We start from the raw sequence: 19,311 nt of genomic DNA, 5'->3' as shown, positions 1-19,311 counted from the left end.
GTCTGGATCTTCCTGGAGCGCAATCGATGAGCGTCACCGAACTCCCTCTCGACGTGGCGGCCGCCGAGGCCCACCTGATGCGGTTCCTCCAGATCGAAGGCGTGACGGGGGAGGAACAGGCGATCGCGTCGGCGGTCGCGGAGGCTCTCGTCGCGGTCGGAGTCCCGGCTTCGGCGATCCGCTACGACGACGCTCATCAGCGCATTCCGTTGCCCACGCAAACCGGCAATCTTTACGCCGATCTGCCCGGCACGCGTCCCGGGCCGCGGATGCTCTTCTCGACGCATCTCGACACGGTGCCGCTGTGCGCGGGCGCCAAGCCGCGACGGGAGGGGAATCGCATCGTGGGCGACGGGACGACGGCGCTCGGCGGAGACAATCGAACCGGCTGCGCCGTCCTCGTCGCGCTGGCGGAGACGCTGCTGAAGCACAGCCTGCCGCATCCGCCGATCACGCTGCTCTTCACCGTGCGCGAAGAGAGCGGACTGCACGGCGCGCGGGAGCTTTCGCCTGCCGATCTGAAGGGCGCGGCGATGTGCTTCAACGTCGACGGTCGCCTGCCGAACGAATTGATCGTCGGCGCGGTCGGGCAAGAGAACTGGGAGGTCGAGATTCGCGGAAAGGCGTCCCACGCCGGCGTCGCGCCGGAGAAGGGGATCTCCGCCACGCTGGTGGCGTCGATCGGACTGACCGAGGCTCATCGGGCCGGCTGGTTCGGGAAGGTCGTCAAGGAGAACGGCCACGGGACGAGCAACCCCGGCATCTTCGGCGGCGCCGAGGGAAAGCCGGCGGGCGACGCGACGAACGTCGTCACCGACCTCGTTCGCATCAAGGGCGAAGCGCGCAGCCCGGACCTGGCTTTCGCCAGCGCGATCTGCGACGGCTATCGCGAGGCGTTCGCCAAAGCGCAGGCGGAGGTCAAGGATGCCGGCGGCGACACGGCTCAAGTGAAGTTCTCGTCGAAGCCCTCGTACCCGTCGTTCAACCTTCCGGACGATTCGCCTGCGGTACGTCATGCGAAGCGGGCAGTGGAGTCCCTGGGAATGGCGCCGACGACGGTCTTCTCCAACGGCGGGCTCGACGCCAACTGGCTCGTGAAGCACGGCGTCCCGACGGTGACGATCGGCGCCGGTCAGTACGAGATTCACACGATCAAGGAATACGTCGAGCTGCCGGAGTTTGCGCAGGGTTGCCGCCTGGCGGTCGCGCTGGCGACGCTGGAGCCGTAGGCTCCGCCCCGGCGTTCCGCGTCACTTTCGGCGGAAGTATCGCTCGACGCGTCCGATCTGGAGCGTCCACGCTCCGAGGCGTTCGGTCGCGTTCTTGTAGAGCGCCGCGCCCATCAGCGTTCCCAGGGCGATCGCGACGAAGACGAACGCGACTCCGATCAGGCCGTCGGCGGAGGCTCCCCGCTCCGTCAGCATGTACTTCATGCTGACCAGACTTAGCGCCCCGGGGACGAGCAGCCAGAAACTGGGAAGGAACGTCACCATCGCGGGCGGACCGCCGAACCGCAGGTGGATCAGATACCCGAGCGGCGTGACGGCCAGCATGCCGAAGAAGCCGCTTCCCGTCTTTCCGACGAAGGGCGCTGCCGCCTGCTGTGCGGCGAACGCGGTCAGCAGGGCCAGCAGCATCCACGGAAACGACCTCCGCGGCGCGGAGAAGTGGAAGTAGACGCCCGCCCCGAAAACGACCGCGCCGAGCCACGACGCCGCGACTCGCCACTGCGAATCGAGCGGGACGGACGATTCGTCCACCAGACTTTCGGGAGAGTACCCGGCGAGCGCCGCGCCGGCCACGAGTCCGAACGCCAGCAGGATGAGCTGAATGCCTCCCGCGGTCAGGCGACTGGCGCCGCTCACCATGTCGCCGTAAGCCAGTTCGATCATGCCGAGAGACAGCATGGCGCCCGGCAGAAACGAAACGAGCGGCGGGACGAGCGCATGAAGCGGCTCGATCGGCGCTCCCAAACGCATCGCGACGAAGACCGCCGTCGCGACCATCGCGGAACAGATCACCGGAAGCGGTACGGCGAGCAGCGCCCGATCCCGGTTGAAATACTTCAGGCAACCGACGAGAGCGCCCAGGATCGCCGACGCCAGGACGTTCATCCAGGTCGGCATCAGGATCAGCGCGACCCCGACGGACAGAATCAAGTGGCCGACGATCAGTCCCAGCGCCCCGAAGCGAGGCGGCTGCCGCAGAATTCTCGTCAGCCGCAGGCGACCCTCGCCCGGGTCGACGGCGCCTCGCTGGGCCAGGTCGCGAAGTTCGTACACGTCGCCGATCTGATCGAGCCTCAGGGACTGCGTCGGCCCCTCCGCTAGCGTTACTTTCTCCCCCGTCGCGTCGTCGACGCTGATGAACAGGGCGGTCGGGAACGCGACGACGCGCGACCGTCGCATGCCGTACGCCGATGCCGCACGACGCAGGCTCAGTTCGACGGTCGCGGTCTGTTCGCCTGACGCGAGCAGCGCCTGGGCCAGACGAAGCAGAAACTGAAGAAGCTCGTTCGTGTCGACCGGCGCGGCCGCCGACCCGTTCTGGCCTCGCGGCTGATCCCGGCTCGCGGTCGCATCGGTTCGCTCGGTCCCCGGGTCGTTCATCACCCCGGCCCGAAGGGAAGCTTGAGCAGGTGCCAGGCGAAGAACGCCAGCGTCCAGGCGATTCCCGTGGCGATCGTGTAGGGAAGCATCAGGGCGATGATGGTCCCGACGCCGGCGCTTTTGTCGTAACGCTGAGCGAAGCCGACCACGAGCGCGAAGTGCGGAAGGAGCGGATTGATGACGTTCGGCGGCGAGTCGCTCACCCGGTACGCAGCGAGCACGACGTCGGGGTCGATGCCCAGCTTCATGAACAGGGGCACGAAGATCGGCGCCATGATCGCCCACTTCGGAAGGATGTTCGGAAGCGGGAAGCAGAGCAGGAAGCCGATCAGGATGAACGACAGCAGCAGCCACTCCACGCTCAGGTTCGATTCCTGCAGCCGATTGGCCAGCGTGACCGCCAGCGCCGAACCGATGTTGCTGAAGTTGAAGTAGGCGACGAACTGGCTGATCACGAAGAACAGAAACAGCAACGCCCCGAGATCGGCGAACGTCTTTTCGATGGCGCTGATCGCGTCCTGGAGGCTGCGCAGCGTGCCCGAGCCTGCGCCGTACGCGGCGCCGGCGGCGAAGAACGCCAGCATGATCAGGAAGACCAGACTGTGCATGAACGGCGAGTCGCCGATCAGGTCGCCCGTTTCCGCGTTACGCAGCGGCGCGCCCGACGGAAGCGCGAGCAGTCCGATCGCGAGAACGAACAGGGCGAACGCGCCGGCGGCATAGAGCAGCCCGCGATTCTCCGCCTTCGTTCGCTCGGCCTCGTCCTCGCCGGGCGGTTCGTCGGGAGACTCGCCTTCGTACTTCCCCAGTCGGGGCTCGACTACCCGCTCGGTAACGACGGTACAGACCAGGATCAGGAGCAGGCTCGAAGCGACTCCGAAGTAGAAGTTCGCTGTCAGCGGCATCGTGTAGTCGGGATCGACGAGATGAGCCGCGTCGACCGTCATCTCCGCGAGAATGCCGTCGATCGGCTTCACGAGGAAGTTGACGCCGAAGGCTGCCGCCACGCCGGCGAATGCAGCGGCCAGACCGGCGAAGGGATGGCGACCGAGGCTCAAGAAGGCCGCCGCTCCGAGCGGGATGAGCACCAGATACCCGGCGTCGGACGCGATGCTGGAGAGGACGCCCATCGTGACGACGATCGCCGTCATTAGCATCCGCGGCGCGACGGCGACGATCTTGCGAATGAGCGCCTGGATCAGCCCTGCGCGCTCGGCCAGTCCGACGCCGATCATCGCGACGAGGATGATCCCGACGGGTCCGAAGTTAACGAAGTTCGGAACGACCGACGTGAAGATGAAGCGAAGTCCGTCAGCCGAAAGGAGGCTGCGAACCTCGGTCCGAACCACTTCGATCTCGCCCGTCGCCGGGTCGAGGCGCTGATGCGTGACGCCTGCGCCGAACGCCGCGAGGAGCGCCGACAGCACGACCACCAGCAGGATGAGCCCCGCGAACAGGACGGCAGGATGCGGGACGCTGTTGCCGATGCGTTCGACAAGCTGCAAGCTCTTCTGAATCAATGACTTGCGGTCCGCATCCACACTGGTCATCGGGCGCTTCTGCAGATGGGGAGCGGCTCTTAAGCGCTTCAGGCGTCATATGCTTGCCCCCCTAGGATGGGGTAGCGGTCCGGCAAAGTCGACTGGCGCGGGCGAAATTTCTTTCGCGATACCGAACGGTCCGACGATACCGTTCGCAAGGATGCCTCCGCCCGCGCCGATCGTGCGTTGCGGCCCGACGATGCCGAAGGTGACGCTGATACGGAGCGACCGCGAAATGAAGAGCCGCCGATCCGCCGGAGCCTTCCTGTGCCGCGCGACCGTAGCGGCGGCATGCGCTGGGGCGATCTGCAGCGGAGCTTACGCGCAGGAGTCGCTCAGGCCGGGCATGGCGCCGTCGCTTCCGCAGGCGTTCGACCTGGATCCGAACTTCATTCAAAACGCGCCGGTCCTGGATCCGTACCAGTCGAGTCGCGACCGGGTATCGGACCCGATACCCGAATACGTCTACGACCCGGCGTATTACGACCAGCCGATCCCGGAGGTCGACCAGATCGCCGACTACGCGCCGCCGGGCTACGCGGCCCGGGACTATCAGAGCGCGCCGGGCGATCCGGAATTCACCCGGATCTCTCCGCCGGTTCGCGTAACGCAGGAAGAGCGCGAGAAGTTCGTCGTCGGAGGAATCGTCCCCGGATCGTTTCTCGCGCCGGGGACGAATACGTCGTTCCGTCTTCGCGGCTTCGTCCGATTGGCCGCGCTCTACGACTTCAAGCCGATCGGGCTCCGCGACGCGTTCGTGCCCAACACGATTCCTGTTCCGCAGGAGCGCGGGCAGAACTTCAACATGAGCGGGCGGATCAGCCGCTTCGCGATCGAAAGCTGGACGCCCACGAACTGGTGCGAGCGGACGATCCACACCTTCATCGAGGTCGACTTCTTCAACGGCCCTGATCAGGCCGTCGGCGGCGGCGGAAACCCCCTCCGCCTGCGTCACGCCTTCGTCGACGTCGGCTGGTTTCGCTTCGGTCAGCAGAACACCGTCTTTATGGACGGCACGAACTGGCCGAGTCTGGTCGACTTCCAGGGGCCCAACGGCTGGGTCAATCAGCGTCAGCCCTCCGCCCGCGTGACAGTACCGGTGATGGAACGCATGTACTGGGCGTCGAGTATCGAGCGCCCGTTCTCGGACGTGACGACGAACGGTCTGGGCGAGTCGGTTCAGGACGTTCCCGACTTCGCGACGCATCTGCGCCTGGAAGGCGACCGGGGGCATCTGCAAGTCGGCTCGCTTCTGAGGACGGTCGGGTACGAGCCGACCGGTCAGGACGTCACGCGACTCACGGGGTACGGCGTCAGCGGAAACGTCGTGGTTCACCCCTGGGCGATTCTGTTCGACACCGATCCGCTGCGCGCGACGAACCCGTCCGGCCTCGATCGCAGCCGGTTCCTGTGCCAGGCGACGTGGGGACAGGGCATCAGTCGGTATATCAACGACCTGCCCGGACAGGGCCTCGACGCCCAGGTCGACCCGGTGACCGGGCAGATGGAACTGGTCGAGGCGATCGGCTGGAACGCCAGCTACGAACACTGGTTCGACAAGCATTGGCTGACGAACGTCACCTATAGCCAGGTAAACGTGAACAACGTCGCGAACCAGTCAGGCGACGAGTATCGAGCCGGGAAGTATCTGGCGACCAGTCTCTGGTGGATCCCCGTCGAACGCCTTTCTTTCGGCGTCGAATACATCACGGGCGAACGCGAGAATCTCGACCGCGCCTCCGCGAACGCCGACCGACTTCACGCGCTAGCGCAATACAACTTCTAGATCGCGTCTCGCGAAACTATAGCGGCCTGTGCGCCGATTCCGTAACGATTCAGATCGGCGCGAACGCTACATGCGAGTGCGGCACGCACTAGCGCCGGGACGCGATTCGCCTGTGCGAGAAACTTCCGCAGCGCGTCAGGCGCGGGCGACGCGCGGGCGACGATCGGATTGTTTCCCGGTCCTCCCTGCGCTATCGTAGGCGTCGCCCGCCTGACGTTCGGCCGTCGATCGGTCGGACCGTCGCAGGCGCCCTCCTCGTCGATGGCCTGACTCGCCTTCCTTCCCGCCGATGCAATTCGCCGAACTGACCTGGCCGGAGATCCGTTCGCGCGCTCCCGACACGCCAGTCGTCGTGCCGATCGCGGCGGTCGAGCAGCACGGGCATCATCTTCCGCTGGCGACCGACAGCCTGCTCCTGGCGGAGGTCGTCCGTCGAGCGGAGGAGCGGAAGCGGGATCAGGTTCTGTTTCTGCCGGTGCAGTGGCTGGGGAACTCTCACCATCACCTCGAATACGCCGGCACGCTCTCGGCGAGCCCGCGGGTCTACCTCGACCTGCTGAACGATCTGCTCGAGAACCTGCTGACGCACGGCTTCCGAAGAATCGCGTTCCTGAACGGCCACGGCGGAAACGTGATCCCGATGCGACAGGCGATCTTCGAGACGCGGCAGCGGCATCGCACACGGAGCGATCTGTTGCTGCTGGGATGTTCGTACTGGGACTTCGCCCGGCCGAATCTGTTGCGGGACGATCTCGTGCAGACGTCGCTCGGCCACGCCTGCGAGTGGGAGACGTCCATGATGCTGGCGATCCGGCCCGATCTCGTGAAAGAGTATCGAGGGCTCTCGCCGATGGGCGTCGGCTTCGGATTCGAGCCTGCGTATCGAGGCTGGATCACGAAGGAACGCGCTCCGGTCGGCTCTGATGCGCCCGGGCATCTCGGCGACCCGCAGCATGCCGCCGCCGCGAAGGGCGAATATCTGTTCGACGTCTTCGCCGAAGGGGTCGCGACGTTCCTCGATCGCGTCGTTTCGTGGGATGGCCTGTCTTGGGAAACGCCGACGTGACGGAACTGGAACAGTCGGGCCGAAGTTGGAAGTGGCGCTGGTGGGTCAGCGCGCTGCTGCTGTCGGCGACGATGCTGAACTACATGGACCGGCAGACGCTCGCGAATCTGGCGGTGCGCATCAAGAGCGAACTCGAGATCTCCGAGGAACGTTACGGCGACCTGGAGTTCGCCTTCGGATGGGCGTTCGCCGCGGGATCGCTTTTCTTCGGTATCCTCGCCGACCGCCTTCCGGTGCGGTTTCTCTATCCGGCCGTCGTCGTCGCGTGGTCGACCGTCGGCATCCTGACCGGGTTGTCCGAAGGCTACCTGTCGATGCTGATTTTTCGGACGCTGCTGGGTTTCTTCGAGGCGGGCCACTGGCCCTGCGCCTTGAAGACGACGCAGGCCGTGCTCGCGCGCAAGGATCGCATGCTCGGCAACAGCATCCTGCAGAGCGGCGGAGCGCTCGGCGCGATCGTGACGCCCCTGATCATTCGCGTCATGGTCGGCGACGACACGAGCGTCGGCGCGTGGAGACCCCCCTTTCTCGTGATCGGCGCGATCGGAGCGGTGTGGGTCGTCGGCTGGCTGGCGACGATGCGCTCGACCGATCGAATGAAGTCGCCCGACGCGGAGGCGACGGCGCCTTCCTCGTTCTTCGGCGTCTGGTGGACGGAGTGCTTCGCCAACCGACGCTTCTGGGCGCTCGTCCCGGTGGTGATCGGCATCAACATCACGTGGCACCTGCTGAGAGTCTGGCTCCCGAGTTTTCTGCAGCAGGGGCGCGACGCGACCGAGGCCCAGTCGCTGATTTTCAACTCGCTCTACTTCGCTGCCGCCGACGTCGGATGCATCGCCGCGGGCGCCGCCAGTTTCTGGCTCGCTCGGCGGGGCATGAGCGTTCATGGCTCGCGCATCACGGTCTTCACGGTTTGCGCTGCCGGGACGGCGCTGACGACGTGCGTCGCGATGCTTCCCGGCGGGTACGGTCTTTACGCGGCGCTGCTTTTGATCGGAGCCGCCGCGATGGGGATGTTTCCCGTCTACTATTCGCTGGCGCAGGAGGTCAGTCCGCGGCATGTCGGCAAGGCGACCGGGCTTCTGGCGACGATCGGGTGGCTGGTGGCTTCGCCGTTGCAGAAGGCTTTCGGTCGCCTGGTGGATCAGACGGGCTCGTTCGACCTCGGCCTGGCGCTGGCCGGATGGACGCCCGCGATCGCGCTCGTCGCCCTGCTGCTGCTCTGGCCGCGAAACAGCGAACCCTCGGAGTGGCAGGAGCCGGCGCCCGCGAAAACGTGATTGTGGGATCGTTAGATCGCGGCCCCGGCTCAATCAGAAAGTTTGACACGGACTCCCGTGGGCGGGTATCTTGATGCCACGGTCTTCGGACCGCCCCGCCCCCCGATTTCGGGGACTCGCCTCCCGCCTCCTCACGGCGAGCCATGTCGCTTTTTCCCGCCTGCCGCGCGTCGGCTCCTCGCGTCATTGCGCTGGTCGCCGCTTTCGCCTTCTTCGCGTCAAACGCCTTCTCCGAAGCGGAGGCTGGCGAAGTCGCGTCACCGGATTTCGTCAACGACGTCGTGCCGGTCCTGACCAAAGCGGGCTGCAACACGGGCGTTTGCCACGCCAAGGCAGGCGGCGGACAGAACGGCTTCGAGCTGTCGCTGCTCGGGTTCGAGCCGCAGGACGACTACGACCGGCTGGTTCTGGAAGGCCGCGGACGACGCGTCTTTCCCGGAGCGCCGGAAGAGAGCCTGATCCTTCTGAAGGCGACCGGGCAGTTGCCGCACGGCGGCGGCGTCCGTTTCGGTACTGACTCTGAAAGCTATCGCGTGCTCGGCGACTGGATCGCCGCGGGAGCTCGCTTCGGATCGACGGACGCTCCGGAACTGGTCTCGATCGAAGTCGTTCCGCCGAGCGGTTCGTTGCCCCGCGGGGCGACGGTGCAGCTTCAGGCGCTCGCAAGGTACTCGGACGAATCGACGCGAGACGTGACGCACCTCGCGCTCTACGAGGCGAACGACTCCGCCATGGTCGAGGCGTCCGAGGCGGGTCTCGTGAAGGCGCTCGACATTCCCGGCAAGGCGGCCGTGATGGTGCGATACCAGGGCAGGGTGGCCGTCCACAGCGCGGCCATACCGTCAGGCGGAACGGTCGACGAGCTTCCGCCGTCGAAGAACTTCGTCGACGATCTGGTCTTCGCGAACCTCAAGACGCTGGGCATTCCGCCCTCGCCGTTGTGCGACGACGCGACGTTCCTGCGACGGGTCACGCTCGACATCGCCGGTCGTCTGCCCACCGAAGAAGAAGCGAAGGCGTTCTTCGCCGACGCGTCGCCCGATCGGCGCGACCGCCTCGTCGAATCGCTGCTGAACAGTCCGGACTACGCGGACTACTTCGCCAACAAGTGGGCGTCGCTGCTGAAGAACCGCCGAGACGAGTCGAGCGACGTCACCGCGAACTTCGCCTTCCACGCCTGGCTGCGGGACAGCCTGCTGACGAATCGCCCCTACGACCAGATCGTTCGCGAACTCCTGGCCGCTACCGGGACGGTCGTCGGCAACCCGCCGGTCGCCTGGTACAAGCGAGTCAAGGAACCCAAGCAGCAGATCGAGGACGTCGCCCAACTGTTCCTCGGCGTGCGGATGCAGTGCGCCCAATGTCACCACCATCCGTTCGAACGGTGGAGTCAGGACGACTACTATTCGCTCGTCGCGTTCTTCAGTCAGGTGGGACGCAAGCCGACGGCCGTCCGGGACGAAGACCTCATCTTTCACAAGCGCGGACTCGCCGCGGCGACGAACCCGAGGACAGGGGAAGCGAAATCGCCTGCGGCGCTGGGCGACGACGTAGGCAGCATTCCGGCAGGCGAGGATCCGCGGTTGCGTCTCGCCGAATGGATGGGCTCCGAAACGAATCCCTTTTTCGCGAAGGCGCTCGTCAACCGCTACTGGAAGCACTTCTTCAGTCGCGGCCTGATCGAACCCGAAGACGACATCCGGGACACGAATCCGCCGACGAATCCGGAACTGCTCGCCGCGTTGGAGAAGACCTTCGTCGAGAGCGGCTACGACCTGAAGGCGCTCGTCCGCGTCATCGTCGGGTCGAACGCGTATCAACTCAGCGCGGAGCCGAACGAGTTCAACCTCGCCGATCGCCAGAACTATTCGCGGTACTACCCCAAGCGCCTGCAGGCGGAGGTCCTGCTCGACGCGATCGACGGGCTGACCGGCGCCCGAACGGATTTCGCCGATCTGCCGGTCGGCACGCGCGCGGTCGCGCTGCCCGACAACAGCTACAACCGATCGGCGCCCCTGCTGAAGGTCTTCGGACGACCCGAAAGCGCGAGCGTGTGCGAGTGCGAACGGGTGCAGTCCGCCAGCCTGGCACAGAGCCTTTATCTGCTGAACGCGGGCGACATCAAGACGAAGCTAGCCTTCGCGGGCGGACGGGCAGAGAAGCTGTCGAAAGATGAATCGCCGCTCGAAGCACAGGTAGAGTCTCTCTACTTCGCCGCATTCTCACGCACTCCTCGATCTGACGAACGCGAAGCGGCCATCGCCTATCTTCAGGAAGCTCGCACCGACGCGGCAGGCGCTCCCGTCGATGCAACGACCGCCCGACGCGAGAACGCACAGGATCTGCTGTGGGCGCTGATCAACTCCAAGGAATTCCTGTTCAACCATTGATCGCGACTCGAGAAGCCTTGATCGCTACGCTGGGGGGCTCGATTCCATGACCGAATTGACCGTACGCCGCGTCTGCTTCGCGGCAGCGTCCATCGTCGCGATGACGTTCGGCGGACCTTTCGCCGCGGACGCCAAGGCGCAGTCGGTGGGCCTGCCGACCCCTCGGCTGCTCACGATGATGCCGATGGGCGGTCAAGCAGGCACGACCGTCGACGTCAAAGTCGGCGGCGAATGGCTCGAGGGCGTCGCCTCGATAGAGTTCTCGCATCCCGGCATCGTCGCGACTCCCAGGCTCGACGCGGAGGGGAAGCCGCTTCCGATGGAGTACTCGCTCGCGATCGGGGCGGACGTGCCCGTCGGGATCTACGAGGCACGCGCATCGACGCCGTTCGGGCTGTCTTCGTCGCGGATCTTCTCGGTAGGCGATCTGCCCGAGACGACGCAGTCGCAGCCGGCGACGACGCCGGAATCGGCGACGGAACTGGTCATCGGCAGCGTCTGCAACGCGACGGCCCCCGTGCGCGCGGCGAATTACTTTCGGTTCGCGGCGAAGAGGGATCAGCGAATCGCCGTCGATTGCGCAGCGACCGGCATCGATTCCAAGTTGAGTCCGGTCGTGATCGTGGGCGACGCCGAGGGCCTCGATCTCGCTGTCGAGCGACGGGGCGACGTGCTCGTCTTCGCGGCTCCGGAGGAGGGCGCGTACACGCTCAAGATCCACGATCTCACGTTCAAGGGAGGACCGGAACGCTTCTTTCGAATCGCGCTCCGCGAACTGGCGCCGGATCAGCCGGCCGTTCGTCAGCCATCGACCGAGGCCGTGAAGGCTTTCTCCTGGCCGCCGACGGGACTCGCGCCCGAAGCGACGGTCGCCGAGGTCGAGCCCAATGACGGCGATTCCGGCATCCAGAAGATCGCGCTGCCGTGCGATCTGACCGGCACGTTCTTCCCGGCGGCCGACGTCGACGTATTCGAGTTCACCGCGAAGAAGGGCGAGACGTGGTGGGTGGAGGTCGCGTCCGAGCGGCTCGGACTACCGACCGATCCCTCGATCCTCGTGCAGCGCGTGGTGGAGGCGAACGCGGAAGCCGGGACCGCGGAGACGCTGGTCGACGTGGTCGAGCTGACCGACATCCCGAGCCCGGTCAAGGTTTCCAGCAACGGCTACGCCTACGACGGCCCGCCGTATGACGCGGGCTCGTCGGACATTCTCGGCAAGATCGACGTTCCGGAGGACGGACGTTATCGCCTGCAACTGCTCGACCTGTTCGGCGGTACGCGGACGGACGCTCGCAACGAATACCGGATGGTGATCCGCAAGGCCGCGCCCGACTTCGCCGTCGTCGCCTGGGCGCTCCACATGGAACTGCGAAACGGCGATCGGAACGCGCTCTCGAAACCGATCTCGCTTCGTCCCGGCGCGACGATGGCGCTCGAGGCGGTCGCTCTCCGGCGCGACGGCTTCGACGGGCCGATCGATCTGACGCTCGAGAATCTTCCGCAGGGAGTAACGGCGACGGGACTGAGAATCCCGCCCTGGAAGTCCCGCGGCGTCCTGCTGGTCACCGCCGACGCGAACGCCCCGGCGGGCAAGTCGTCTGCGGAGTTTCTCGCCCGGGCGACGATCGACGGGCAGGAAGCGACGCGCACGGGGCGGCTCGCCTCGATGGCGTGGCCCGTGAAAGATGCCTGGTCGGAGATCCCGAACCCGCGACTGCTGCTCGACGTGGCGGTCTCCGTCGGAAGCGTCGAAGGCGCGCCGCTCACGATCGAGCCGAAGGTCGCCGGTCCGCTCGAGGTCGAGGCGGGAAAGACGCTGACCGTGTCGCTCGCGCACGTTCGACGCAGCGAATTCTCCGGCGCGGCCGTGCAGATGAAGACGATCGGCGACGGGTTCGAAGGCCACCCGGCGTTCGAGTTGCCGCTGGGAGCGGACGCGTCGGAGACGACCCTCGATCTGGCCAAGTTGAACGTTCCGCCGGGCGACTACGTCATCGCGTTCTACGGCGGAGCGGTCGCGAAGTACGTCGCTCCGACTGTCGTCGCGACCGCGGACGGCGCGGCGCCCAGTCCGCCTCCGGCGCAGGACATCGTCGACATCGTCGTTTCGAAACCGATCGCGATCCGCGTCAAGCCTCCGGTGACTCCATGAATCGTCCCGCCTGTTCGCACGGCGCTGTGCCTTGCTGTCCCGGACCGTTCAGCGCAGGCGACGACGGGGCTTCCCGTCGAAACTTCCTGCGCATGGGGTTGGCCGGCTTCGCGACGCTGAGTCTGCCGGGGCTGCTGAAGCTGCGCGCCGAGACGCCGGCGGACGGTCGCCCCAAGTCGGCGGTGATCATGGTCTGGAAGCCGGGCGGCTGCTCCCATATCGACTCGTACGATCCAAAGCCTGAGGCGGCGTCGGAGTACCGCGGTCCGTTCGGACGGATCTCGACCAAGGTGCCCGGCATGCAGTTCACCGAACTGCTGCCGAAGCAGGCCGCGATCGCCGACAAGTTTTCGGTCCTGCGCAGCATGCACCAGACGGCGCCGGGGCATCCCGCGGGTTCGATGCAGTTGCTCTCCGGCGACCCCGACACGCGCGACAAGCCGAAGCCGAAGCTGCCCGACTGGATGACGGTCGTGAATTACCTGCGCTCGCAGGAAAGTCCGCGGACGAATCCTTTGCCGCTCTACGTCGGCGTGAACCCGCCGCTGGAATACAACGGTCCCGCCTACCTGGGCGACGCCTACTCGCCCTTCTCGGTGACGGGCGACCCGAATGCGCCGAACTTCGTCGTGCCGAATATCGGACTCGCCGACGCACGCGAGGTCGAACGCCTCAGCCGACGGGTCAGCCTGCGCAAGAAGCTCGACACGCTCTCGCGCGCGTTCGACCAGTACGGCGAACTCGGCGCGCTGGACGACTTCGAGACGCAGGCGATGACGCTGCTCACCAATCCGCAGACCAAGCTGGCTTTCGATCTGACCCAGGAAACCGACGCCACGCGGGATCGCTACGGCCGCAACGCCTGGGGACAGCAACTGCTGCTGGCGCGACGTCTGGTCGAGGCTGGCGTCGAAGTTTTGACGACCAGCCTGAACGGTCCGCTCTGCGGTCGCGTGCAGAACTGGGACGATCACGCGGTCAACCATCACGTCTTCGACGCGATGAAGTTCCGCGCCGCGGCTTACGATCAGGCGGTGACGGCGCTCATCGAAGACGTCTTCGAGCGGGGACTCGACGAACGGGTGCTCGTCGTCGTCACCGGAGAGTTCGGTCGTACGCCGAAGATCGAGTACCAGCCGAGCACCGGCGAAGGAAACGCCAGCGCGCCGGCAGGAACCAAGCAGCCGGGGCGGGATCACTGGCCGCGGGCCTTTTCAAACCTGTGGGCAGGCGGCGGCATCCCTCAGGGACAGTGCATCGGCTCGACGGATAAGCTGGGCGAAGACGTCGTCGAACGGCCCTGCGGTCCGGGCGACTTCCTGGCGACGATTTACCGCCACCTGGGCATCGATTCGTCCAAGGTCTTCCTCAAGGACTTCAACGGTCGCCCCACGCCGATCGTCGATCGCGGCAAGCCGATCCCCGAACTCGTTCGCTCCGCCTGACGTGGAGTCGCGACGCCGCAGCGGCGTCGCAGACGAAGCCCTTCTTCGCACGCCTCGTCGGATGGCGAGGCTTCAGGCGAACAAATCATCGACGACCTGGCCCCCTTCCGGGCCGGTCAAGCGATGATCGCGACCCGCATAGCGGAAGGTCAGATCCTCGGACGAGAGTCCCATCAGGCAGAGGATCGTCGCGTGCAGGTCGCGAAAGTGGACCTTGCCCTCGACCGCGCGAGCTCCCGTCTCGTCGGTCTTTCCGTGCACGTATCCTCCCTTCGTCCCGCCCCCCGCTAGCCAGAACGTGAAAGCCCGGGCGTTGTGGCCTGTCTCGTCCTTGCCGTCGTCGGGCGTCAAGCCGGGCCGTCCGAACTCGCCGCCCCAGATGACGAGCGTATCCTCGAGCAGGCCCCGCTCGTCCAGATCGGACAGCAACGCGGCGATCGGCGCATCGGTCGCTTCGCAGTTCGCCTTCAGGTCGCGGCGATGGTTCTTGTGCTGGTCCCAGCTTCCGTGATTCACTTCGATGAATCGCACGCCCGCTTCCGCGAACCGTCTCGCCAGCAGGCACTGACGACCGAAGTCGTTCGCCTTGCAGGTCCCGACCGGCTCCTTCTGCTGACCGACGCGGTAGCGGTCGAGCGTCGACTGCGATTCCCCGGTGAGGTCGAGCAGGCCGGGCGCCTGCGTCTGCATGCGAAACGCCAGTTCCATCGTCTGAATCGCGCCGTCGAGCGCCGCGTCTCCCGCTCGTTCGGCCAGATGCTCTCGATTCAGTTCCTGTACGAAGTCGAGCTGCCGCCGTCGGGCAGGCATCGGCAGATGATCGCCGACGACGTTCGGGATCGTCGCCCGGCTCATGTCTTCTCCGTTCACGCCGATGGGCGTGCCCGAGTAGATCGACGGAAGAAACGAACTGGAATAGACCGAACTTTTCGACGTGTTGAGGCTGACGAAAGCAGGCAGGTTTTCGTTTTCGGTTCCCAGGCCGTAGGCGATCCATGAACCGAGGCTCGGCCGCTCCCGCAGACGATCGCCCGTGTGCATTTGCAGGAAGGATTGCGCATGGATTTCGGTGTCGGCATGCATTCCGTTGATGACGCAGAGTCGATCCGCATGCTTCGCCGTCTCGGGCAGCAACTCGGAAATCGCCAGCCCGCTCTCGCCATGGCGGTCGAAGCGAAAAACGGAGCCGGGATGCGGCTTGTTCCCTGACTGCGGCTTGTAGTCGAACGTGTCGAGCTGCGCCGGGCCGCCGCTCATGCAGAGGAAGATCGCCCGCTTGGCGCGGACCGGAAGAACCCGCGCATGATCGGGCGACCCAGGCGTCGTCGCTGTCGCGGCTCGCTGGCCGAGCAGGGCCTGCAATGCGAGATACCCGAAACCGCTCGAGACCGACCGGAGCAGAGAGCGACGCGATGCGATCATTCGGCTACCTTCGCTTCTGAGTCGGAACGTTCGGGGGGGCGTTGGTCTTCAATCCACGTAGCGGAACTCGTTGGACATCAGCAGGGCCTGGCAGAGCGCCGACCATGCGTCCTCTTCGGCGCTGCCTTCGGCAACCAGCGAATTGACGAAGCCGACGCCTCGCTCGATTTCGCCGGGGGTCGCCTCGCGTGCGTGGACCTGACGGAATGCGGTTTGCGCCCGCGTCCGATCGTCCTGGTCGCTCGCGCGAACGAGGTGCGAAAGGGCGCTCGCCTGATCGAGGACGAACGGGCTGTTGAACAGGTGAAGGGACTGAGAGGGAAGCGTGCTGACGTCGCGTCGTCCGACGCTGGCGACGAAGTCTGGCAGATCGAACGGGGCCAGTTCGGGCGGCGGCGAACTCCGCAGATAACAGAGATAGACGCTGCGCTGATCGCTCGGCTGGTGCAGGTTGTCCGCCAGGTTCACGAGAATGTCGCGATGGCGAATGACGGAACCGTCCGCTTGCCGCAGATCGAGCCGCCCGCTGACGGCCAGCATGCCGTCCCGCAAAGCTTCCGCATCCAGGCGTCGACGGCTATGCCGGGCGAACAGCCGGTTCTGCGGATCTCGCTGCAATTGCTCGTCGGTCGCTTCGCTGGCAAGCTGGTACGCCCGGCTGAGCACGATCTGCCGGATCAGACGCTTGATCGACCAGCCCTCTCGCATGAAGCGTACGGCGAGGTGATCGAGCAATTCGGGATGCGTCGGCGGGTCGCCGTAAAGTCCGAAGTCATCCGGCGTCCTGACGATGCCCTCGCCGAAGAGGTGCAGCCAGACCCGGTTCGCCATTACGCGCGCCGTCAGCGGATTCTGCGAATGGGTCATCCAGGCGGCCAGTTGCCTTCGTCCGCTCTCGTCCGAAGGGATTTGGATCGGCTCGGTGACGCTTTCCTGCAGCGCCGTCAGGACGCCCCGGGGCACCACGTCGCCCGCTTTCGCCGATTCCCCGTTGATACGGACCTTGCAGTCCGCCGGCTCGGCCCGATCGCGCATGCCCATCGTCAGGGGCGTACCCGGCTCCCATTTCGGCGCCGGGATCGCTTTCGGCAAGCCCGTGTCCGACTCGAGCAGGATGACCGTCTCGACGAATCCCTCGGGAGGAGGAACTTTTTCCTCGGTCTGCAGAACGTGCAGGTCCGTCGAGGGAGCGGACAGGCCCTCATGACCTGAAAGCCCCCAGAGCGTTTCCGAACTCGTGAGGATGCCGGCGATCGCGTAATAGTCGCGCGTCGGAATCGGATCGAACTTGTGATCGTGACATCGGGCGCAGGCGACGCTCAGCCCGAGGATGCCGCGCCCGATGACGTCGATCTGGTCGGCCACGACGTCCAGATCGAATTCCTCGTTCATCGCCTTCGCCGGCTTGGCGCTCATCGCGAGGAACGCCGTCGCGATCAGATTGCGGTCTCTTTCCTCAGCCGATTCGGTCGGCAACAGGTCTCCCGCGATCTGTTCGGTCAGGAACCGATCGTAAGGCCGATCCTGGTTAATCGCATGGATGACGTAGTCGCGATACCGCCAGGCATGCGGGAACGTCGGATTGCGTCCCAAACCGTCGTTGCCGTTGGACTCTCCGTAGCGCGCGACGTCGAGCCAGTGACGCCCCCAGCGCTCGCCGAAGCGGGGACTGCTCAACAACGAGTCGACCGCTCGCTCGACCGCTTCGTGCCCGCGAAGCTCGAAGTCTGCGACGAACGTTTCGACCTCGTCGAACGTCGGGGGCAAGCCGATCAGGTCGAAGTAAAGCCGGCGAATCAGCGTCCGAGGCTGGGCGTCCGCGGTCGGCGAAGCTCCTGCGGCTTCCATCGCCGCGAGGACGAATCGATCGATCGGATTCCGCGGCCAGTCGACGTTCCCGACTTCCGGAACCGGCGGATCGATCGGCGTACGGAGCGACCAAAACGTTTCGGAATCGGGAGAGGACGGGGTGAGAGAGGGAGCCTCCTCCGACCGGGGATCGGGAGCGCCCCGACGAATCCACTCGACGAAGTCGTTGATTTCCGCTTCCGATAGCGGCGCCTCGGGCGGCATCTCCGTTCCGTCGTACCGAAGGGCCTGAACGATCAGGCTGGCATCGGGATCTCCTGGGGAAACCGCCGGGCCTGACTCGCCTCCGGAGCGGATACCTTCGCGACTGTCGAGCCGCAGCTTGCCGCCCAGTTCCTTCGCCTCGGCCGAATGGCACGCGTAGCAATGCTTGACGAGAGCAGGCCGAATCTTGATCTCGAAGAACGTCGCATCCTCCGCCGACAGGGGATCCGCGATCGCGACGGAGGCGCCTGGCGCCAGCGCAGCGGCGAGGAGGCATGCGCCGATCAGTAAGCGTTCGGACATCGCGAGACGCTCGGCGGGGATGGAAGGCGAGAAGGGCGCCAGGTCGGCGGAGGAGGCGGGCGGGTCGACGGGCGACATCAAGCAAGCGTGATCCGTCAATCGATTCGCTAATTGTGCCGAACCTGCGCGTTCGAGTAAACGACATTCTTGGTCGAAGCGATCAGCCGGCGGCGCTTCCCCTCGACTGCCTGTCGCGAATGCGCTCCGCCGTCCGAGTATGATTTTGCAAGCAGACCGGATCGACGATGATGATGTCTTGCCTTCGGTCCGCCGCCCCAGAAGAGGTCGCACCCATGATCGACTCGAAGAGGATGACGATCTCCCGTCGGCAGGTCGTCGGCGGCGCTGTCGCCGGCGCAGTCGCCATGACGCTTCCCGTTCCTCGATTCGCTTCTGCGGAAGAACCGGACGACGCCGGCTGGATCGACGCCCACGTTCATGTCTGGAGCCCCGATACGAAAACGTATCCGCTCGCGGCGGGCTTTCAGAAGTCGGATATGCAGCCGGCCTCGTTCACCGTCGAGGAACTGTTCCGACATTGCCGTCCGTCGGGCGTGAAGCGGATCGTGCTCATTCAGATGAGCTTCTACGAGTACGACCATCGCTTCATGAACGAAGCCATCGCCTCCCGCCCGGGCGTCTTCTCCGGCGTGGCGATCGTCGACTGGCATGCAGGCGACGTCGAGAAGCGGATGACGCAGTTGGCGGAGCAGGGTTCGCGCGGCTTTCGTCTGCACGCACGCGGAGGCGCGAAGGAGTGGCTGAACGATGCCGGCATGGCCAGGCTGTGGCGAAAGGCGGATCAGGCTGGCCTCGCCGTCTGTCCGCTGATCGACCCGAGCGAGATCGAATACGTCGACGCCCTGTGCGAGAAGCATCGCGGCGTGACGGTCGTCGTCGACCACTTCGCCCGCATCGGGGTCAGCGGCGAGATCGAGCAGGACGCTCTCGACGCCCTCTGCCGGCTGGCCCGTTTCCCGAAGGTCTTCGTCAAGACGTCGGCTTTCTATGCCCTCGGAAAGAAGCGACCTCCCTACGACGATCTCGCTCCGATGATTCGACGGGTTCTCGACGCCTTCGGGCCGGAGCGTCTGATGTGGGCGAGCGATTGCCCGTTCCAGGTCGAGGGCGACCATACCTACGAGGCGTCGATCGCCCTGATTCGGGATCGACTCGACTTCCTGTCCGACGGTGACCGACGGCAGATGCTGCGCGGCACGGCGGAGAAGGTCTTCTTCAACTGA

Annotated in this window: 12 protein-coding genes; 8 read left to right on the top strand and 4 right to left on the bottom strand. The window is 65.7% G+C overall.

The features are described 5' to 3' along the window. Positions 1-26: 26 nt before the first annotated feature. Entirely contained in the window at positions 27-1,229 is a 1,203-nt protein-coding gene (locus tag SH602x_RS05240) for a M20/M25/M40 family metallo-hydrolase (protein ID WP_479475788.1), read from the top strand. A gap of 21 nt (positions 1,230-1,250) precedes the next feature. Here the strand turns inward: SH602x_RS05240 and SH602x_RS05235 are convergent, their stop codons facing one another. Together SH602x_RS05235 and SH602x_RS05230 are read right to left on the bottom strand one after the other, a co-directional pair. Then, on the bottom strand, positions 1,251-2,609 hold the full coding sequence (locus SH602x_RS05235; protein WP_479475787.1) for a threonine/serine exporter family protein: 1,359 nt from the start codon (positions 2,607-2,609) through the stop codon (positions 1,251-1,253). Then, positions 2,609-4,159, bottom strand: coding sequence for an AbgT family transporter (locus tag SH602x_RS05230; protein ID WP_479475786.1), 1,551 nt, complete (start codon positions 4,157-4,159; stop codon positions 2,609-2,611). Before SH602x_RS05230 ends, SH602x_RS05235 begins: the two co-directional genes overlap by 1 nt. A 226-nt stretch (positions 4,160-4,385) precedes the next feature. Between SH602x_RS05230 and SH602x_RS05225 the strand changes: the two genes are divergently transcribed. The 6 genes from SH602x_RS05225 (at position 4,386) to SH602x_RS05200 (ending at position 14,269) form a co-directional block, all read left to right on the top strand. Continuing rightward, a complete protein-coding gene (locus SH602x_RS05225; RefSeq protein WP_479475785.1) occupies positions 4,386-5,936 on the top strand; it encodes a DcaP family trimeric outer membrane transporter in 1,551 nt (516 codons plus the stop codon). A 289-nt stretch (positions 5,937-6,225) separates the two neighbouring features. Beyond that, positions 6,226-7,002 (top strand): creatininase family protein, encoded by a 777-nt coding sequence (locus SH602x_RS05220; RefSeq protein ID WP_479475784.1) that lies wholly within the window; start codon positions 6,226-6,228, stop codon positions 7,000-7,002. After that, on the top strand, positions 6,999-8,282 hold the full coding sequence (locus SH602x_RS05215; protein WP_479475783.1) for an MFS transporter: 1,284 nt from the start codon (positions 6,999-7,001) through the stop codon (positions 8,280-8,282). The genes SH602x_RS05220 and SH602x_RS05215 overlap by 4 nt, the downstream gene beginning before the upstream one ends. A 143-nt stretch (positions 8,283-8,425) precedes the next feature. Further along, complete coding sequence (locus SH602x_RS05210) at positions 8,426-10,672, top strand: DUF1549 domain-containing protein (protein ID WP_479475782.1); 2,247 nt, start codon at positions 8,426-8,428, stop codon at positions 10,670-10,672. A gap of 46 nt (positions 10,673-10,718) precedes the next feature. Next, the gene (locus SH602x_RS05205) at positions 10,719-12,824 is read left to right on the top strand and encodes a serine protease (RefSeq protein WP_479475781.1); all 2,106 of its coding nucleotides are present in this window, start codon (positions 10,719-10,721) and stop codon (positions 12,822-12,824) included. Positions 12,825-12,916: 92 nt separating this feature from the next. Next, on the top strand, positions 12,917-14,269 hold the full coding sequence (locus tag SH602x_RS05200) for a DUF1501 domain-containing protein (RefSeq protein WP_479469542.1): 1,353 nt from the start codon (positions 12,917-12,919) through the stop codon (positions 14,267-14,269). A gap of 72 nt (positions 14,270-14,341) precedes the next feature. Here SH602x_RS05200 and SH602x_RS05195 read toward each other — a convergent pair whose 3' ends face one another. After that, positions 14,342-15,691 (bottom strand): DUF1501 domain-containing protein, encoded by a 1,350-nt coding sequence (locus SH602x_RS05195; protein ID WP_479475780.1) that lies wholly within the window; start codon positions 15,689-15,691, stop codon positions 14,342-14,344. Between the two features lie 48 nt (positions 15,692-15,739). Continuing rightward, positions 15,740-18,067: a PSD1 and planctomycete cytochrome C domain-containing protein gene (locus SH602x_RS05190; protein WP_479475779.1), complete on the bottom strand. Its 2,328-nt coding sequence runs from the start codon at positions 18,065-18,067 to the stop codon at positions 15,740-15,742. A gap of 293 nt (positions 18,068-18,360) precedes the next feature. On the opposite strand from SH602x_RS05190, the gene SH602x_RS05185 reads away from it, so the two are divergent. After that, on the top strand, positions 18,361-19,311 hold the full coding sequence (locus SH602x_RS05185) for an amidohydrolase family protein (RefSeq protein WP_479475778.1): 951 nt from the start codon (positions 18,361-18,363) through the stop codon (positions 19,309-19,311).

The sequence above is a fragment of the Lignipirellula cremea genome (assembly GCF_056501455.1).
Note: the sequence above shows the minus strand (reverse complement) of the source record. Positions and strands in the feature narration are given on the sequence as shown.